Source organism: Chitinophaga niabensis, assembly GCF_900129465.1.
GTDB classification, from domain to species: Bacteria; Bacteroidota; Bacteroidia; order Chitinophagales; family Chitinophagaceae; genus Chitinophaga; species Chitinophaga niabensis.
On sequence record NZ_FSRA01000002.1, the window covers coordinates 1,478,830 to 1,497,727 of the forward strand.

At 44.3% G+C, this 18,898-nt stretch carries 18 protein-coding genes; 3 read left to right on the top strand and 15 right to left on the bottom strand.

The genetic code is table 11. From position 1 onward, the window contains the following. Nucleotide 1: 1 nt before the first annotated feature. The 12 genes from BUR42_RS23235 to BUR42_RS23290 are packed head-to-tail and all read right to left on the bottom strand — an operon-like array spanning nt 2 to nt 13,403. Complete coding sequence (locus BUR42_RS23235; RefSeq protein WP_074241972.1) at nt 2-712, bottom strand: PIG-L deacetylase family protein; 711 nt, start codon at nt 710-712, stop codon at nt 2-4. Then, nucleotides 690-1,355, bottom strand: coding sequence for a formyl transferase (locus BUR42_RS23240; RefSeq protein WP_074241973.1), 666 nt, complete (start codon nt 1,353-1,355; stop codon nt 690-692). Before BUR42_RS23240 ends, BUR42_RS23235 begins: the two co-directional genes overlap by 23 nt. Continuing rightward, the gene (gene pseG / locus BUR42_RS23245) at nt 1,352-2,812 is read right to left on the bottom strand and encodes a UDP-2,4-diacetamido-2,4,6-trideoxy-beta-L-altropyranose hydrolase (RefSeq protein WP_074241974.1); all 1,461 of its coding nucleotides are present in this window, start codon (nt 2,810-2,812) and stop codon (nt 1,352-1,354) included. The genes BUR42_RS23240 and pseG overlap by 4 nt, the downstream gene beginning before the upstream one ends. Next, entirely contained in the window at nt 2,812-4,131 is a 1,320-nt protein-coding gene (locus tag BUR42_RS23250) for a glutamate-1-semialdehyde 2,1-aminomutase (protein WP_074241975.1), read from the bottom strand. The genes pseG and BUR42_RS23250 overlap by 1 nt, the downstream gene beginning before the upstream one ends. Beyond that, nucleotides 4,121-4,879 carry a cytidylyltransferase domain-containing protein gene (locus BUR42_RS23255; protein WP_074241976.1) on the bottom strand — a complete coding sequence of 253 codons (759 nt, stop codon included), beginning with the start codon at nt 4,877-4,879 and terminating at the stop codon, nt 4,121-4,123. Before BUR42_RS23255 ends, BUR42_RS23250 begins: the two co-directional genes overlap by 11 nt. A 1-nt stretch (nt 4,880) precedes the next feature. Continuing rightward, on the bottom strand, nt 4,881-5,753 hold the full coding sequence (locus BUR42_RS23260) for an aldo/keto reductase (protein WP_084185775.1): 873 nt from the start codon (nt 5,751-5,753) through the stop codon (nt 4,881-4,883). Next, nucleotides 5,731-6,414: a class I SAM-dependent methyltransferase gene (locus BUR42_RS23265; RefSeq protein ID WP_074241977.1), complete on the bottom strand. Its 684-nt coding sequence runs from the start codon at nt 6,412-6,414 to the stop codon at nt 5,731-5,733. Before BUR42_RS23265 ends, BUR42_RS23260 begins: the two co-directional genes overlap by 23 nt. After that, the gene (gene pseC / locus BUR42_RS23270; RefSeq protein WP_074241978.1) at nt 6,407-7,555 is read right to left on the bottom strand and encodes a UDP-4-amino-4,6-dideoxy-N-acetyl-beta-L-altrosamine transaminase; all 1,149 of its coding nucleotides are present in this window, start codon (nt 7,553-7,555) and stop codon (nt 6,407-6,409) included. Before pseC ends, BUR42_RS23265 begins: the two co-directional genes overlap by 8 nt. A gap of 6 nt (nt 7,556-7,561) precedes the next feature. Next, nucleotides 7,562-8,578 carry a UDP-N-acetylglucosamine 4,6-dehydratase (inverting) gene (gene pseB / locus BUR42_RS23275; RefSeq protein WP_074241979.1) on the bottom strand — a complete coding sequence of 339 codons (1,017 nt, stop codon included), beginning with the start codon at nt 8,576-8,578 and terminating at the stop codon, nt 7,562-7,564. Between the two features lie 34 nt (nt 8,579-8,612). Beyond that, a complete protein-coding gene (locus BUR42_RS23280; protein WP_074241980.1) occupies nt 8,613-9,896 on the bottom strand; it encodes a nucleotide sugar dehydrogenase in 1,284 nt (427 codons plus the stop codon). Nucleotides 9,897-9,914: 18 nt separating this feature from the next. Next, nucleotides 9,915-10,958 carry a Wzz/FepE/Etk N-terminal domain-containing protein gene (locus BUR42_RS23285; RefSeq protein ID WP_074241981.1) on the bottom strand — a complete coding sequence of 348 codons (1,044 nt, stop codon included), beginning with the start codon at nt 10,956-10,958 and terminating at the stop codon, nt 9,915-9,917. Between the two features lie 39 nt (nt 10,959-10,997). Next, complete coding sequence (locus tag BUR42_RS23290; RefSeq protein WP_159442332.1) at nt 10,998-13,403, bottom strand: SLBB domain-containing protein; 2,406 nt, start codon at nt 13,401-13,403, stop codon at nt 10,998-11,000. A 491-nt stretch (nt 13,404-13,894) separates the two neighbouring features. On the opposite strand from BUR42_RS23290, the gene BUR42_RS23295 reads away from it, so the two are divergent. The 3 genes from BUR42_RS23295 (at nt 13,895) to BUR42_RS23305 (ending at nt 16,297) form a co-directional block, all read left to right on the top strand. Further along, nucleotides 13,895-14,395, top strand: coding sequence for an RNA polymerase sigma factor (locus tag BUR42_RS23295; RefSeq protein WP_074241983.1), 501 nt, complete (start codon nt 13,895-13,897; stop codon nt 14,393-14,395). Nucleotides 14,396-14,569: 174 nt separating this feature from the next. After that, nucleotides 14,570-15,091, top strand: a complete 522-nt coding sequence (gene idi, locus BUR42_RS23300) for an isopentenyl-diphosphate Delta-isomerase (protein WP_074241984.1) — start codon at nt 14,570-14,572, stop codon at nt 15,089-15,091. A gap of 45 nt (nt 15,092-15,136) precedes the next feature. Continuing rightward, nucleotides 15,137-16,297 (top strand): acyltransferase family protein, encoded by a 1,161-nt coding sequence (locus tag BUR42_RS23305; RefSeq protein WP_074241985.1) that lies wholly within the window; start codon nt 15,137-15,139, stop codon nt 16,295-16,297. A 6-nt stretch (nt 16,298-16,303) separates the two neighbouring features. Here the strand turns inward: BUR42_RS23305 and BUR42_RS23310 are convergent, their stop codons facing one another. Genes BUR42_RS23310 through BUR42_RS23320 form a run of 3 tightly spaced genes read right to left on the bottom strand, consistent with a single transcriptional unit; the run spans nt 16,304 to nt 18,043 of the window. Continuing rightward, complete coding sequence (locus BUR42_RS23310) at nt 16,304-16,996, bottom strand: carboxypeptidase regulatory-like domain-containing protein (RefSeq protein WP_074241986.1); 693 nt, start codon at nt 16,994-16,996, stop codon at nt 16,304-16,306. Between the two features lie 40 nt (nt 16,997-17,036). Next, on the bottom strand, nt 17,037-17,552 hold the full coding sequence (locus BUR42_RS23315; RefSeq protein ID WP_074241987.1) for a YdeI/OmpD-associated family protein: 516 nt from the start codon (nt 17,550-17,552) through the stop codon (nt 17,037-17,039). A gap of 2 nt (nt 17,553-17,554) precedes the next feature. Beyond that, nucleotides 17,555-18,043 carry a hypothetical protein gene (locus tag BUR42_RS23320; RefSeq protein ID WP_074241988.1) on the bottom strand — a complete coding sequence of 163 codons (489 nt, stop codon included), beginning with the start codon at nt 18,041-18,043 and terminating at the stop codon, nt 17,555-17,557. Nucleotides 18,044-18,898: the final 855 nt, after the last annotated feature.

Below are 18,898 nucleotides of genomic sequence, written 5' to 3' on the forward strand. Positions count from 1 at the left end.
GTTAGTTAATTGAACGAATAAGCATAAAGGCTTCCGCCAGTTTTTTTCCTACTACTACTCCCCAGCGTTTTGCATAAATCTCCAGCGCTTCCGGAGACCTGGGATGGGGGAATGCTCTTTTTTCGAATTCATATGATTCCATCCCTTTGATCTTTGCCTGTAATCCGTTTTCAGTGATCTCTACAAACAGGTTCGGAATAAAATGCTTCGGATCCGAAGATGCACGCCATTCTGTGCCAGAGGGCGTTTCAAAAGTTATGATGGTTTGTACTTTTTCATGCGCCATTGGCCTGCAAGCTGTGATCACTGCTTCAAAAGTACGCTGGTGATCAATGTTTACATCTCCGCCATGGTGTGTGAATATTACAGCTGGCTCAAAGTCGTTTTTCTCTTTTTCAATCACCTTTACAATATCCAGCAGGTCTACACTGTCGAAACGATTATCTGCAAAGTTATAGATACCTACAGAATTATATCCTATAGCCTGTTGGGCTGAAAGAATATTAGCACGGTGTGTGGCGAGTTCTTTCTCCCAGAGAGCCGGATCCCGTGTGTCTGCACGAGATGTGATGCCTTCCCCAAGGATGATTGTTCTAACTGTACAGTTAAATTCGTTTATGAGCCTGTGCATGGTAGCACCGGGCCCTAATAGTTCATCATCCGGGTGTGCTACTACCAGCAGGATCCTTTTATTTCTTAATGATTCTAACATCTGCTATAATTGAATCTTTTTTTAATGATGCCCTGGAGAATTCAAATCTGAACTGTTCATTCTCAATAAACGCATGGGGATAGCCTTCTGCATCGAGCATTCTGATATGATCAAACATTTCTTGCAGTTGCGTTAATGTTGCCATATTACTTTCTTCCGGTTTTCTCCTTTTAAATATTACGGGTTCGCCTGTTTGTGCAGCAGGTTGAAGCGTATCATTTACGATCTTAATGATCATTTCTTTCATCAATGCACTGGCCCTGATAAAGATCTCTTCAGCGGTGCCGAGGAGGCTCAGCTCTTTTTTAAGATAAACCGCACCGGTATCCAATCCCTTTTCTACTTTGATAGCGCTCAACATTGTTTTATCATGCCCCCGGACTATGAGGTTCTGCAGGGGGCTTCCGCCTCTTCCATAGGGAAGGTCCGTCATGTGAAATACTATACAGTTAAACTGTGTGTAAACGGGTGCCGGAATAATATCTGACCAATGCAGAAAAAAAATATAATCCGGCCTCATCTCCTTGAGCCACTCCGGGTCCAGTTCTTCTTTGGTATGAATAAAAACCGGGTTCAGCAACGAATCGAGTTGCTGCTCCATGTTTTTGTGAATATTATTGGAATTGGCAATTACTATCTTCATACGCTTAATTTGAATGTGTAAACGTTACAAGCCTGGCCATTGAAGTCCTGTTCCTCCTGCCTTTCAAAATTCAGTATTTCAAATACCTGTGCAGATGGCGTATTCTCTTTTTTAACAACTGCTTTCAGGTATTTTATATTATGCTCAATACCACCAAGATGGATAATGAGTGATCTGATAATAGTTAAGCCAAGCCCTTTTCCGCGAAATGCTTTATCTATTGAATAGTCGATAAGGGCTGTTCCACTGTTCTCTTCTAGATCAATGCGGATCTGGCCAACGGGTACCTGATCTTTTTCCATCAGGAAGATCTTTGTATCCTTTGCCTCCAGTTTTTTCTGAAACCATTGAATATGAACGTCGTAGGATACCGGATTGGAATTGAGAGAATTTTTCCGCACTTCTTCTTCATTGACCCAATTAAACAGTACATCTTTATCAGCAGTTGCTGCTGCTCTTAGTTGATAGTATTTTTCTTCTGCAAGCCGGCTGAAAAGACGGATAAACCTTTCTTTAGACCTGTTATCGAAGTATTTTGCCTGTAATTTGTGGCTAAGAAGCAGCTTTTGCTGATCATCAACAAAAATGTCTTTCCCGTCGAATGCCAGGCCTGTTTGCGTAAGGAAGGCATAAACATGCTTCTGGTTATCGGCTATCTGTACAAGGTACAATTCTCCGCCTACAGTAAGATATTCATATGAAATGGTGCTTGGTGGGCAAATAGCATATTTGCATGTTTGCATCAGTGCTGCGAGGTCCTCTTCAGAGAGGTTCTCCCGGATGTGTATATCCAACGAGCTTTTGGCGGCGTAGATAAGGAGTGCTTCTTTGTGAGAAAAGGCGCTTCCAAGAACAACAAAACAGGTTTGTTGTACCTTTTTTGATTCAAGCATTTTCAACACAGAGAGGGTCATATTATGGGTGTCGGCCCCTCCGAGGCATATCAGCACAGCTTCTTTCCTGTCTGCGTTGTTGTTTGCCGGTTTAAAAGCAGGTCTCAACAGAACATAATCCGTTCCAAGGTAGAAACAGGTAGAAGGCGTTGCCTGGTATGCAGATTTACAGATGCCTCCGGCATGGTTGATGATCACATCGGCCAGGAATGGGGACGTATGAATATCATCTATACAAACCAGCTTATTTCCGTTTGCTTTGATCACCTGTTGATAGGGGGGCATAAAGTGGTAACCATCGAGAACAATTATCTCGCTGCCATCCAGCTCTTTTACCCATGTCTGCGCTTCCTCTACAATATTGGTTGCAGGGGGAAGGATATGCAAATATTGGCAATACTGTTCTATCAGTTTTTGCAGGCTGTCAGAAGGGGATTGGATAAAGAAGTGGCATTCGAAATTTTCGCTGAGCATTTGTGCTAATGCGCAACTGCGAACCACATGGCCCAGGCCAATCTGACTACTCCCATCTGCCCTGAAAAATATTTTTGTTCTATCAGACATTATATGAACTTCCTGAATACGGGTTTAGTTGGTTCTCCTTTTAGGTATTTGTCATATCCACTGTCCAGCGCCTGTATGTATACTTTAAGCGATTCATCAAATGCAGCGGTAAAGAAAGCAATATCTTCAGCTGTATGTGAGAAAGTGGGTATAAATACGCCCTGGAACAGTACGCCATTTTTGATCATCTCCTGTAATACCAGTGTTCTAAGGCCGGGAGAGAGTTCTTTCTGGCGGTCTCTGAACAGAAACACGGGCATCCAGTTGCAGTCTGCTACCTGAATGTGATCTGAAAGATGATGTTTTGCAATAGCCTCCTTACATTTGGCGATGAGCGTGTCGCCCAGTTTGTGGGTATGGCCTATGACATCCTGCTGCTGGTACACATCGAGTGTAGCGATGGCTGCGCCAATATTGTGTGTTTCGCCGCCATGTGTGGTAGAGGTCAGGAATACTTTCTCTTTGCCGGTTGCTCTTATCCCCCCTAATTCCATTACCTCCTTAATACCGGTGAGTGCGCAGAATGAAAATCCGTTTGCGATGGATTTGCCCCAGGTTGCCATATCCGGCAGCACACCAAATTTGGTCATAGAGCCGGGGAATGCAGATTTATAGCCGGTGATCATTTCATCAGCTATATAGAGGGCACCATTCTTATGGGCGAGATCTATCGCTTTACGGAGATAGCCATCGGGCAGTCCGAAGTTCTTTTCCGGTTCGGATATTACACAGGCTATCTGACCCGGGTATTTTTCAAACAGTGCTGTGAGGGATGCGAGATCGTCTCCCTTATAGGTTACAGATAATGCACTTATTTCTTCGGGAACACCAAGGTCGCAGGCTGTTTTTCCAATGAACCAGTCATCGTAGGAATAAAAAGGATGATCGCCAGGGAATGCCACCAGTTTCCTGCCGGTATAGGCACGTGCAAGTTTAACAGCAGCTGTGGTTACAGTGGAGCCATTTTTGGCAAACTTGATCATATCATGCCCGGGAACTACGGCCAGGAACCTCTCTGCCATTTCCTTTTCTATATAAGAGGGCCGCTGGAAATTTACCCCTTTTTCTAATTCTTCCCTGACGCGTTGAAGTACAGGTTCATATGCATGACCCAGGGTAACAGAAGTAAGCCCCATGGAGCAGTCCAGGAACTTGTTGCCATCTACGTCCCAAACATGTGCGCCCTTGCCATGGCTGATCGCTGCAGGAGAGAGAAGGGGAAACTGGTCGTCTCCTTTAGAATATGTATGGGCCCCACCAGGGATCAGATCATGGATCTTTGCCCTGTATTCATCTGATCTTTGAAAGTTAGTTATCATTGCGCAGTGATTTAAAATATCCTTCGTTCCTTGAAATATTGTTATTCTTTTCCATTACCGCGGGATGTGTCAGCAGGTATTCAACATATTCTTCCATGGTGGCATTCATCCCCAGTTCTTTCACTAGTATTTTAATCATTTCAAAATCCGCGGGTTCGTCCACGGTCATCCTTATTCTTCCGAGATCAGCTCCTTCATTGAAATTGGCGGACCTGAAGGGTGCTTTGCCAAAAAAAGAAGAGTTTTTTCGGATATATGGTGTTACGTGTTCCCGGTCTGACGGGATAGTGGCGGATTGCCATGCTTCCTGCAGGGCTTTGAATGTAAACACCTCCACATCCTGGCCATCAGGATATTTTTCTTCGAGTGTATTGGAGGCGTAATCCAGTTTATTATCAATTGTAAATTGAATGACCTTATCTATCAGTGCGGGATCTATCAACGGGCAGTCTGAAGTTAACCTTACTACATATTCCGGCTGGTCTTGCCTGGTAGCCTGGTAAAATCTGTCGAGCACATCATCCATACTTCCCTGGAATACTTTTACTCCGAGAGCTTCAGCGATGTTTTTCACTTTGTGAATATCGTCCTCAAAGGTAGTGGCAACAATGAGCTTATCGATCTTTTTGGCTTGGAGGATCCGCCTTAAATGCATCTCAAGCAGGGAAACGCCTTTTGTTTCCTGCAAAATTTTGCCGGGGAATCTTGTTGATCCGATCCTTGCTTGTGTAACGGCGACTACTTGCATATTACCAGTTGGCAGGGTTTAAAAGTAATGTTTCAGATACTTCTATCTCATCGATCTGTGATCCTACACGCAGGCCATTGTTATTCTGAACGACGGACAGGTTGGCCTGAAATTGTTCCAATGAGTCTACACCGATCAATACCTTGTCGATATACTCATTAGAGAGGGCATACTGTAGTGCTAATTGTTGAACCGGTATGCCGGCAGTGACGGAAAGGTCCCTGAGTTTCAGGATGTATTTAGAAAGGGGCTTTAACTTTTCCGGCAATTCCTGCGGATCTTTGAAAAAGAGCCCTTGCAGAAAAACGGACCTCACGTGAATCTCCTTGCCTCTTTCCTTGGCTTCTTTCAGCAATGCACCCCTTTGAAAATTATTGTCCAGCAGATTGAAAGGCAATTGTACCAGGTCGATGTCATCATCTGCCAATACCTGCCTGAACTCATCATTTGTATAAATAGATACGCCTGTTTTGCGGATGAGGCCTTCTTTTTTAAAAGAGAGCAGCAGCTTTTTCAGTTCCGGGTGGCTTAAATAGTCACCGGCACTATGGAACATGTAGCTATATAATTCACTTATTTTCAGCGCGGCGGTTTTGAGCTGCAGGTATTCTCTCAGCTGAGTGCCTTCTTTATATTTAAATTTCGAAATGATATCAAAAGCATGATCGTGACCGGCATGGTATTCGCCAATGAGGCTTTCCGCAGTGCCGTAGGCTTCTGCGGTATCCAGGATGCGGATACCGTTTGCATGAGCAAGTTCCAGGATCTTAAATACCTGGTTCCTGCCGGGCATTCCCTGAGTATTATTTATGCCGTAGGGTAAACCGAACTGGACGGTACCCAGGATTATTTTATTTGTATGCTGCATATACATCCTTCTTCAACATCGTGACACTGCATTTGTTATAATAGTCATCAGTTGCATCGTATTCTTTGCTGCTATGATGAAAAGATCCTTTATGGACCAGTTGATATAACTGAGAGGCGGTAAAGATCTGGTCGTAATTCTGTTTAAAGCTGAATGCTTCAAACTGTGTGATATGTTCATAGTGGTTCCGGATGGCTTTTTCAGAGAAAAAGTCTACCGCTACGAGGGTACCTTTATCTGCCAATACGCGGTCTATCTCAGCAACTACTTTCAATAGCAGGTGCCTGTCTATCACATAAAAAACAAAACCTACTATTACGAGATCAAACTGGCCATCTTCAAACATCTGCATATTATCTGCTGTGCCTGTAAAAAGCTGCACATCAGGATAATGCATGGTGCCGTAATCTATGGCTTGCTGGGAAGGGTCAAGGCCAAAAACTTCTGCCTGCCGGAAGGTTTCTTTAATACCATTCAGCCGGTAGCCTGCTGAAGATCCGATCTCCAGTACTTTCTTCGGGGTTACATGATAGTTTTTGAGGGTATTCACCACCACATCATTTTCCGGAGAATAGGTTTCAAGCACAGATCTGTTCCTGCCAAACCATTGGTTGGCTTCATATTCCTGAAAGGCTTTTTTCTGTGATCCCAGCGGAGCGCTATGCATTGGCTAAAACGGTTTGGATAACGAAATCAAGGTCCTGATCAGTCAGCCCAGGATACATTGGTATACTGAGGCAGCCTTCGTAGTACTTTTCAGCAATTGGATAATCTCCTTTTTTATGACCGAGGGACTTGTAATACGGTAACGTGTGTACCGGGATGTAATGTACCTGGGCAAATATCTGGTTTTCTCTGAGCTTGTTATAAAGATTGGCGCGGTCGGGAGTTTTGATCACGTATAAATGATAGGCATGACCTTCTTTATAATTGGCTACGGAAGCATCCACTTTTGTTCCTTTAAAAGCCTTATCGTAATACTGTGCGATCTCCCTTCTCCTGGCCAGGCCTTTGTCTGCTTTATTCAGCTGGGAAATACCCAGGGCAGCCTGGAAATCGGTGAGCCGGTAATTATAGCCCAGTTCCTGCATTTCATAATACCAGCCGCCGTGATTTTCTTCCATTCGGGCGGGGTCTTTAGTGATGCCATGGGTTCTGAGCACCATTAATTTATCGTAGAGGGCTTTATTATTTGTGGTGATCATGCCACCTTCTCCGCAGGCAATGTGTTTTACCGGATGAAATGAGAAGATAGAAAGGTCAGCGAATTGGCCATTCCCGCACCTCTGGCGTTGCCCTTTGCTGTCTGTAAAGAACCCTCCGGGAGCATGGCATGCATCTTCAATGATCCACAAACCGTATTCATCTGCCAATTTCCGGAATGCTTCCAGATCTACGGCATATCCTGCAAAATCAACAGGTATGATGCCGGTATAAGTGCCTTTGGGGACAGATTCCAGCAGGGTTTTCACTTTTTGAAGGTCCAGTGTGGCTGAAACAGGATCAATATCAGCAAAAGTAACCTTACCGCCGCAGTATTTTATGCAATTGGCAGAAGCGGCGAATGTGATGGGAGAGGTGATCACATTGGAGGTTTCGTTCACGTCCAATGCAAGGGCACAAAGGTGGAGCGCTGCTGTACCATTTGAAACTGCTACGGCATATTTTGCACCTACATATGCTGCAAATGCTTTTTCAAACTCAGCTATTGTGGGTCCCTGGGTTAGAAAGTCTGCTTTAAGGGCTGTGATCACAGCGTCTACATCTTCCTGACTAATGTCTTGTTTTCCGTAAGGAATGTTTTTCATCTTTAATTAAATTGTAAAAGCTGGATCTACATGTTCTTTTATGAGTGTTCTGATCTCATCTACACTTACCCATTCATTATTTTCGCCGGAGTTATACCTAAAGCCCTGTACTACAGGAGTAGCATTAAATGTTTTTACAAAATCGTCCAGTTTAAAATTCAGACTTTGCGGTAAGATAGCGTAATACTTGCCAAGGTCGTAAGTAGAGAATGAGTCAGAGCTGGTGATCATTTCTTCGTGTACTTTTTCACCTGGGCGGATACCTACTATTTTTTGTTCACAGTTGGGGCCAATTGCGGTAGCTACATCTGTTATTTTATAAGAAGGGATCTTTGGTACAAATATTTCTCCTCCCCAGGCTGATTCCAAAGCATGCAATACCATATCCACACCGTCGGCCAGTGTAATATTGAACCGGGTCATGGTTGGGTCGGTTATTGGGAGGAAGCCTTCTTTTCTTTTATTCATGAAGAAGGGGATAACGGAACCATTTGATCCCATTACATTACCATAGCGTACCACGGAGAAGCGTATGGGGTTGGTACCTTTTATGTTATTGGCGGCAACAAATAGCTTGTCTGAAGCCAGTTTGGTTGCACCATACAAATTGATGGGAGCCGCGGCTTTGTCTGTTGATAAAGCTACAACACGCTCAACGTTTGTTTCCAGGCAGGCGTTAATGATATTTTCTGCTCCGATAATGTTGGTCTTGATACATTCCATCGGATTATATTCTGCAATGGGTACGTGTTTCATGGCTGCTGCGTGTACAACATAGTCGATGCCTTTTAATGCTCTTCTTATTCTGTCATAATCACGAACATCCCCAATAAAGAAGCGTACCTGCGGATAGCGGGACTCTGGAAAGTCCATTGCCATCTGAAATTGTTTTTGCTCGTCGCGGGAAAATATAACGAGGCGTTTGATGTTAGGCCAGCGTTCTAAAACTATTTTGGTAAAAGCTTTACCAAAAGACCCTGTACCTCCTGTAATGAGGATGCTTTTTCCATTTAAATCTAACATGTTATAAAACCCTTATGTTTTTAGGTGTTGCTAATTATAATCTATCATCAACAATAGACCTGTCCAAAATTGATTTTGTATCAAATATTACGGCACTTGGGCCATATTTTAACATTTTATAATCCATTGACCTGAATTCGTCGTGCGCAACGGCCAGGATAATGGCATCATATTTATCTGTTATCTGTTCTTTCAGACGGATGCCGTATTCCTGTTCTACCCTCTCTGCGGAAGCATGAGGATCATGGATATCAACCAGCAGGCCGAATTGTGTAAGTTCCGAATAAATATCGATCACCCTGGAATTACGTATATCCGGGCAGTTTTCTTTGAAGGTGATTCCAAGGATCAGCGCCCTTGCACCATCAATTTTATGCCCTTTTTTGATCATCAGCTTTATCACTTTGTTGGCGACAAAGATACCTATATTATCATTTACCCTCCTTCCTGAGAGGATCACCTGGGGATGATACCCAAGTGCTTCTGCTTTATGTACCAGGTAATAGGGGTCCACTCCTATGCAATGACCTCCTACGAGCCCTGGTTTATATTTAAGGAAGTTCCATTTGGTGCCCGCTGCTTCGAGCACATCCATTGTATCAATGTCCATTTTATCAAAGATCAGGGCCAGCTCGTTTATGAAACTGATATTGATATCCCTTTGTGCATTTTCGATGGCCTTGGAAGCTTCCGCTACCTTAATGCTTGGGGCCAGGTGTGTGCCGGCAGTAATGATACTTTCATACAGCTTATTCACTACCTGGGCAGCCTGGGGATTGGAACCGGAGGTCACCTTTTTGATCTTTGTAAGGGTATTTACTTTGTCTCCCGGATTGATCCTTTCGGGAGAATATCCGCAGAAGAAGTCCTGGTTTAGTTTCAGTCCTGAAATACCTTCCAGGATGGGTACGCACTCTTCTTCTGTGCAGCCGGGATAAACCGTGGATTCGTAAATAACAATATCGTTTTTCTTGAGCACTTTCCCCAGCATTGCCGTGGCTTTCCGAAGCGGGCCAAGGTTGGGTGCTTTGAACTGATCTATTGGGGTAGGAACGGTAACAATATAAATATTACAATTCCCAAGTAATGTTTCATCTGAGGAAAAGCTCAATCCGTTGTAGTTATCAGCAGGGGCCAGCACCAGTTTGAGTGCATCCAGGTTTGCTTCCCTGGTGTGATCTTCTCCTTTGATCAACTCGGATATTCGCTGTTCATCAATATCAAATCCAAGAACGGTGTATTTTTTCCCAAACTCAATAGCTAATGGCAAACCAACATAGCCTAATCCTATAACCGCAATTTTATATGGGGGATGCATGATATTCAATTGTTGAGATTAAGCCATAATTTCCCTATAGAATTTTCGAACAATCAACCAAATCAGAATAAAGAAGCCTGCGAGAAAGCCTCCAATAAATGCCCCTTTTAAAAAGCCCATCTTTTTGACAGGCAGCGGTAGTATTGGCTTATCGATAATTTGAATGATGGGTGTTTCCTGCGCCATAGACATTTTGGATATTTCCAGGTTCTTTACTACTTCCCCATACATGGTTTGCAGCACTACTTTGTCCCTGGTTTCTAATTCCAATCCTACGGTGGCCACTTTTCTGGCGGGATTCAGATTGAGGTCCTGCGAAGCGGCGGCGGCATATGTTTTTCTGTTCAAAAGCAATTCAAGTGAATCGGCTTTTAGCTGTAGCTTGTCAACATTGATTTTACTGCGTTTAGTTTTTGTTTCCACGTAAAAATCAGTTGCTTCTTTCACCAGCTTGTCTGTGAAGGCCTTTGCAAACAGCTCATCTGGTCCAATATAACTGACGGCAATAAAAGACAGTTTTTTATCCGGTTTGTTGACATTCAGGTTGTTTGTTATGATCTCCCGGTAAAGCATAAAAAGCACACTGTCCTGCGCAATAGAAAATGCTTCTCTTTGTTGCGCGAGCGGGAAAGTTATATTTTTAAGGAGGGGGTATTTATCCTTCCTTTTTAACCATACTTCAGATTGCATGTAATAGTCTGCCATGCTTTGCCCTTTGGTAAAGGGCGCCAGGAGTGTTTTTTCCACCATCAGGCGGGATTTCAGGAATTCTATGATGTTTTCCCCCGCAAATACTCCGCTGTTTCCGCCACCTCCAAGGTCTACACCAAACTGACTGGCCAATCCTGCATAAGCACCTAAAGGACTGGTTTTTCCTTCTTCCAGCACAAACGTGAGGTCAGCAACGTATTTTGGCTGTTTAAAATAAGCGTAAGTAAATCCCATGGCAGCTCCCAGTATTCCGAATAAAACAATCACCTTCCATTGTTTTATTAAATATACTATCCACTCCGTCAGCTTCTGTATAAGATCTTTTAAGGATATGTTGGTATTGTTGTTCAATCAGAATGCTTTTTAAAATTGTGTGACAAGGGAACTGCGTTATTTGATCTTATCCAATACGGTAACAATGATCAGTGCCAATGAGGCGATGCCGGTAGTAATACCTAAGGCTTCCTGTCCGGACAGGCCTCTGCTTTCTTTCTTAGCAGGAACGTATATCTCAGCACCAGGTTTTACTTTAGGATACCTGTTAAAGAACAACACTTTCCTGGTGCTTTTCACTTCTCCATTCGCATAAACTATATAACTTCTTCTTTTCAATGCTCCGTTGGTGAATCCTCCGGCGCCATTGATGTATTCTCTGAATCCTATATTATTATCGAACCTCACTTTTTTAGGGAAATATACTTCACCAAACAGTTGTACGGTTTGCAATTTCTTCGGGATCTTAATAATGTCGCCTTCTTCCAGCAACAGATCAAACTTAGATCCGGGTTGAGCCAGGATCTTTTGGAGGTTAATACCCAGTAATTGTTCTTTCCGGGATACGGCACTTTGCATTTTGGTGATGGCAGTGCTGTCTTCCATTTTATTATAATAGACCTGTAATTTGCTATCCAGGAAAGCACTATCTGAGGCATTTACAAAAGTTTTCCGTAAAAGCACAGCGCCTTCTGCATATGCTTCCGGTCTCAGGCCGCCGGCACGCTTCATCACATCAGAGATCTTCTCTCTTTTAGAATTAATGGTGTAAGCGCCGGGGTATACTACTTCTCCGTCGATTGAAACGGAAGCCTGTTCAGAATAAGTAGGTGATTTCCTTACCACTACTTCATCAAAAGGTTGCAAGGCATATCCGGTCATGGCGCTCATATCAGTTGAGAGGTCGAACTGGGCAACAATAGACGTAGTGCTATCGTTGGGGCTGTATGTTTTACCCCGGATGCGGCGTGAAACCTCTACTCTTTGAAGAGAGGCGGCATCCCTGAGGCCGCCTGCCATCAGTATGAGATCTTCCAGGTGCAGGCTATCCGCATAATTGAAATAACCGGGAGCATTCACCTGGCCGCTGATCTTTACCTGGTAGTCTTCCCTGAGGCCCAGTTTAGAATAGATCACAACACTATCTTCCCGTTGCAAAGCGATTGTTTGTTTGCCGGAAAGTGCGTCCTGCACATTAAAGCTGCTGCCTGAAGGGGTATAATCTTCTTTCAGGCGGAAGATCACTGCGCGTGAAAGAGAGGCCTCTTCTTTTACGCCGCCGGCTTTTTTGATGAGGTCTGCCACCGTCATATTTCCTTCCAGGGCGTATTCCCCTTCATGGAATACGGCACCGGTGATGGTGATACGGTTGGAGTAGCGGTTCAAAACAGAATCCACAAAGATCTTGTCTCCGGAGCGGAGTTTGAAAGTAGCGATCTGTTCTGCCGGGATGTTCACCACTTCCCGTTCTTTATTATTAATGCGTGTGGCACGGAGCATGTCTCTTAAAGACTTGTCTGTGTACCCGCCTGCGAAGTTCAGGATATCCTGCAGGGATTCATTGTCTTTTGCCTCAAAGATGGCAGGGCGTTTTATTTCTCCTACCAGTTCCACACGGGTTTTATAGGGGTTCACTTTCACAATATCCTGGTCCTGCAATACGATATTATTGGTAAGATCTCCATTGGTGAGGAAGTCATAGAGGTCGAAACGGGCTATGGGCGCACCGTTTCGGATCACCTGGATATCTCTGAAAGAGCCGTTTTCATTGGGGCCCCCGGAAACGTAAAGAGCATTGGCTACTGTAGCAAGTGAAGGGAGTGTATAAGAACCCGGGCGGTCAATTTCTCCTATTAATAATACTTTAATGCTCCGGATGGTACCGAGAGATATTTGTACGAATGTATTACCTGATTTTATACCACCATAGATGGTGCCCAGTTGTTTAGTGATGCGGGTAGTTGCTTCTTCCATGGTGAGACCGTTTACATATACAGGTCCCAGGTAGGGGATGCGCACATAACCTTCGGGGCTTACTTTTAATTTATGCTGTACTTCTGAGTAACCGTAAACATCAATCACCAATTCATCTCCTGCGGCTAAGCGATAATTGGGTGGGGTGGCCATGCGGAGATTGGGTTCGAAAGTAAGGTTCTTGTTGCTGAAAAGTTCTGCACCAAAGATCTTCATCCTTCTTTTTTCTTCCAGGCTCATGGGTTGAACGTCGCGGGCAGAGATGATGTTTTCGTTATCTACTGTGCGCTCAGTTTCCTCCAGTTTAGCATTTGTGGGTGTGCCGGTGGTAAATTCTTTCTCCAGGTTCAGCGCACGGATCCGGTCTTTCAGTTTTAATACCTGGTCTGCCGGGATCCCTTTTTGCTGTGCATAAGAATCGATCTGATCCAGGGAAACCTTATTCCGCTTCATTTCTGCAACGATCTGACGGACCTGTTCATCGGAAAGGTCGTCCACTTTCATTTGCTGCGCCTTTTGTAAAGAAGGCACCTGGGCAAATGAACACATACCAATTAGTAAGAAAAATTGAACCAATAATATTTTCTTCATGCAGTAGAAAGCTTTTCTCGGAATGTTAGGCCACCATCGTAACAAACTCCCTGCCACGCACGGGGTTTGCGTAAAATGATCGGCAAATTTATTAAAAATAACATATAAATGTTAGCCGATTGAAAATCAGGTGCATTATACGTACTTAAACTTTTTTTCCAAAAAGTAAATCCGGATGGGTGTTTTTATCGTAAATACCCCTACCGTCTTCAGCAAACATATCCGTGAACTAACATTTGTTTATATTAATATACATTAATACTTAAACGTTATACGCCCCCGGTTAACCAGTAAATGCAAGCCAATAGAAAACTCCCTTTTTGATGCTAGTACCTGATTATGAAATTGTTAATCATGTAGAATTTAGCTGTGCAACGAAAAATAATCGTGGAAATTGTTTGGAGTAACGTCTTTTTTTGTTTAAATTAGTATAACAAAACTTAAACAATATGTCATCCGCTGAATTTAACACCCTATTGCTCAGCAATGCTGACTTTCTGAAACCGTTTGCCATTACTTTAACCAAAGATCCCGAATCCGCGAAGGACCTTTACCAGGAAACTATGTTCAGAGCCTTATCCAACCAGGAGAAATACCTTGCCGGCACCAATATCCGGGCCTGGCTGTACACTATCATGCGGAATATCTTTATTAATAATTACCGGCGAAAATCAAAACAACACCTCTGCTTTGATAATTCTTCCAACGACTTTTTGTTGAACACCCAGCAGGTAATTATTGGTAACCAGGCAGAAAGCGGGTTACGGGTAAAGGACATCCAAACCTCCGTGCACCATTTGCCGGTTATATTTAAGAAACCGTTTGTGTTATACCTGGACGGATTTAAGTACTTCGAAATAGCAGATATCCTGGAAGAACCATTGGGCACCATCAAAAGCCGTATCCATTTTGCCCGTAAGATGTTGAAGGCCCAAGTTTCCCGTTATTAAGAATGTTATAGAGAAATGTAACCCGTTCCTCGTTTTAACCCGTACTCTCCTTTCTACCATCCCTGACCAACGTATGCCTTTTCCGGGTTTTCCGGCAAAAGGGCGAACTATGTAATTTTTTGAGCGGAATTAAAAAAACGGCTTTACTTTTATGGTCTAACCATTCCTTCCAAAATGTTACCACCCGTTATTTTGGTGAACGAGCAGGACGAACCTGTTGGCACCATGGAGAAGCTTGAGGCGCATCAGAAAGGTTTATTACATCGTGCATTTTCTGTTTTTGTGGTGAACAAAAACGGCGAGATGCTGCTGCAGCAAAGGGCGCAGGATAAATATCATTCCGGCGGGCTTTGGACCAATACCTGTTGCAGTCACCCCCTTCCGGGTGAAGATGACCTGGCTGCTGCGCATCGCAGGCTGATGGAGGAAATGGGTTTTGATTGTGAACTCCGGGAGGTCTTCAGTTTCACTTACCGGGCAGCGTTTGATAACGGGCTTACGGAACATGAGTTTGACCATGTGTTCTTTGGTACCTATGATGGCGCTGTGTTGCCGGATGCGGCAGAAGTGCAGGCTACCCGGTATCTGTCTTTGGATGCTATAAGGCAACTGCTTTTAACGGCGCCGGATACTTTTACGCCCTGGTTCCACCTGGCGTTCCCGAAGATTGCGGCGTTTATTGAGGAGCAGGGCTAGTGGTTCGTTTTTTGCTATTGTTCCTGTGCCATAACCATATCTACTATGTCAATTTCTACGCAAAAAGCCGTTCACCTCTCCGGCCTGAACGGTTTCCGGGCCTTAGCGGCTACGGGTGTGGTGATCTCCCACATCATCATCAGCGCTATTACTGAATTTGGATTGAACCCCCACATACTTGGTACGGAACCTAACGGAGAAGCCAAGGGTCTGCAATTGGCGGCCTATGGGGTGACCATTTTCTTTGTACTGAGCGGGTTCCTCATTACTTTCCTGCTGCTGAAGGAAAAGGAACTGCAGCCGGTGAATATCAAACATTTTTATGTGCGAAGGATCCTGCGGATCTGGCCCTTATATTACTTATACCTGGTGATCTGCCTGATCGTGATGTTTGCCCTGGCGATGCCCAGGGATTGGACTTCCCTGTCGTTCTACATCTTTATGGTGGCGAATGTTCCCCTGATCGTGAAAGGGATTAATATTCCTTTGCTGCTTGGGCACTACTGGAGCCTGGGCGTGGAAGAGCAGTTCTATGCTTTCTGGCCCTGGATCGCCAGACAGGAGAACTCCCGGTTGCTGAAATGGGCGGTGGGCTTAACTGGTGGGCTGATCCTGCTGAAAATGGTGTTCTGGTTGATGTCGATCAAATGGGGGATCGATACACCTTATGTTGCTTTGTCTATCACCCGGTTTCAATGTATGATGATCGGGGCGGTGGGGGCTATCTTCTTTTATATGAATAACGGGCGGCTCATTACCCTGGCCACTAACCTGTTCACGCAGATCGCCTGCTGGGGTGTAATACTCTTCATTATTGCGAACAGGTTCCATATTGCTTCTGTGCTGGACCATGAGATTGTGAGCGTGGTGACACTTTTTCTCATTATTGCACAGGTGACCCGTAAGAACAGGATCATCAACCTGGATAATCCGCTTTGTAATTTCCTGGGGAAGATCTCCTTCGGGATCTATGTGTACCATATGCTGGTGATCTTTGCGGTGACGAAGGTGTTGGCGTTGCTGCCTGTTGAGAATAGCTGGAAGTATGTATTGCTGACGGTGCTGGTAATGGGCGGGAGTGTGCTTGTGGCGTATGTTTCCTATCAATTCTTTGAAAAACGGTTCCTGCTGCTGAAGCATAATTACAGTGCAGTGAATAGTTCCGACACGGCGGAAAAAACGCCGGAGGTGGTAGTAAGTAAATGATGCATGTTATCCTCCTTTCCGGAAAGTTGCGGCTGCCTGTTTGATGTACAGTAACAGATCATAAGTGGAGGCATCTTTCATGAACTGGTAGCTGGGCGGGTGGTGCAGCATGAATTGTTTAAGACTGTCCCCTTCCAGGCCGGAATACCTGTTCACCAGCTCCGGTGTGAAGAACTGGGTCACGTATTTTTCCTGTTCATATTCCTGTAAGCGCCGTTTGAAGGTCATTTGTTGTTTGTTGTGCTTCAGCTTCAATGCCCTGTAGAATTGGTGAATGTTCAGGGCTATTCCGGGAAAGCCTAATATTACCACCTCCTGGAATTTGGGCCTGCGGAAGTTAAAGTTCTTCCCGTAGTTCTCGCGCAGGGCTATGGAGTCTGCCCTGTGGGTTTTTTTGACGATTTCCACACCGGCCAGTTGTACGATCTCGCCGGGTAAGTAAATAATTGCCGGTAAGGAAAGGGCGCGGAATGAAATGGGGATATGGCCCGGCGCTCTGAAAAAAAGTGTATCCAGCGGACCTGCGGAAATGTTGAAGTAGCCGTCCCCGTTAGATACGGTGTATACTTTGGATTGAATGTTCTGAATAAATACGCCTGCCAGGGGAAGGGAATCTTTGCCCATGATATTCCCCCGCACGGTTTGTGCTGAAGCGCTGAGCTGAAAGCAGCATAATGTTATCAAGAGAAGCCTGTACATAGGGTATGTACAAGATATTCCCTTTAGTTCTAAGGAAAAGTTAATACTTGTCTTTCTCCGCTTTGAGCGCACGGATCATTTCAGGATAACCCATGTTCCTGAGCAGGGCGTTGATGGTTTGGGCGATCCGTTTGGCCTTTGTTTCTTCCGTTTTGGCACTGTCTATCCATTTGGAGAAATAACGCTGGTGACCCGGAGAGAGGGTTTTGAAGAAGGCCATAGCTTTAGGATCGTCTTCCATACAGGCCATGAAATCCGCATTCATGATATACCCGGCCTTGTCTTCTTCCAACTGCACTTTAACGGAGGCGCCCTGGCGTTTGCCAATGCCTTTGCGCATAGTGGCGTTTACGGCGATAATAAAATCCCCTTCGCCCATAGGTACCAGTGCCACCTGTTCAATAGGGTAGCTATCCAGGAAGCCTTTTACACGGTAGGACTTTTTAGTATCCGGCTTGATCTTGTTGGCGATGGCGAAAGGTACTTCGATGATCGTCCAGCCGGTCTTTTCCCCCTGCTGGCCCAGTTTTTTCAGTATGGCGGTGAATTTGATCATATTTAACGACGGTAATAAGTGGTGGTATCCTGGCGGTAGGCGTAACCTACTTTGCCTTTACGTTTGTCGAACACCCTGTATTCCACAAAACTATCACCTCTTTTTGTATAAATGAGCTGGCCGGCGAGGTCTATGCTAAAATCTGAGCGGTTGATCTTTTGGGTGTAGATGGGGGTATGGGCGAAGTCTATCACCAGGGAATCCAGGTAGAGATAGGAGATGGTGAGGTTGGTAAAGCCGAGTTCGCGCATGCTTTGCATGGCGTTGCGGGTATAATCGCTATAATATTCAAATGATTGCATGTCCTGGGGGAAGAAGCCTTTTTCTTTCCGGTAGCGTTTAATGGCGTCGGAGAAAGTGATGCTGGGGTGGATCTTTTGCTTTTTCTTCTTTTTATTGAGGGGTGGAACGGTGATGTAAGTTCCTTCTAATGAGCCACAAGCGCTAAAAAGCATAATAGCGGTGAGGAAAAGTATGGGGAGCTTTTTCATGGGTGCAAATTTAGGGGTTTTTAACCCCGGCGTGTTATTTTTTCGTTAACAAGGTCATTTTCCATACGTTTACCAGCTAAAAACCGCCATTCGCAAAGTTGTATGAGTGGATGTGAAATGCGTTCCTATCTTTGCATCGGTTTTTCATAGGATATGGTTAAAAATACTTGAGGGCGCTTTTCTAAGCGCTCTTTTTTTATGCCTATATATCACTGCACTTGTAAGTTTTTAGTTAACAACATCAATACCTATACGTTTACCGGAAAAAAGCGACCGTTTACAAAAACGGTTTAGCAAATGTGGTTTGCGTTCCTATCTTTGCATTAGGTTTTTCATAGGATATGGTTAAAAATACTTGAGGGCGCTTTTCTAAGCGCTCTTTTTTTATGCCCTATAACACTGCGCTTGTAAATTTTCAGTTAACAACATCAATACCTATACGTTTACGGAGTAAAATACATCGTTGGCGAAATGCCGTGTGGTGTTGTGGTTTGCGTGCCTATCTTTGTATCAGGTTTTTCATAGGATATGGTTAAAAATACTTGAGGGCGCTTTTCTAAGCGCTCTTTTTTTATGCCTGTATATCACTGCGCTTGTAAATTTTCAGTTAACAACATCAATACCTATACGTTTACGGGATAAAACACGGCGTTGGCGAAATGCCGTGTGGTGTTGTGGTTTGCGTTCCTATCTTTGTATCAGGTTTTTCATAGGATATGGTTAAAAATACTTGAGGGCGCTTTTCTAAGCGCTCTTTTTTTATGCCTATAACACTGCACTTGTAAATTTTCAGTTAACAACATCAATACCTATACGTTTACGGAGAAAAATACATCGTTGACGAAAAGCCATGTT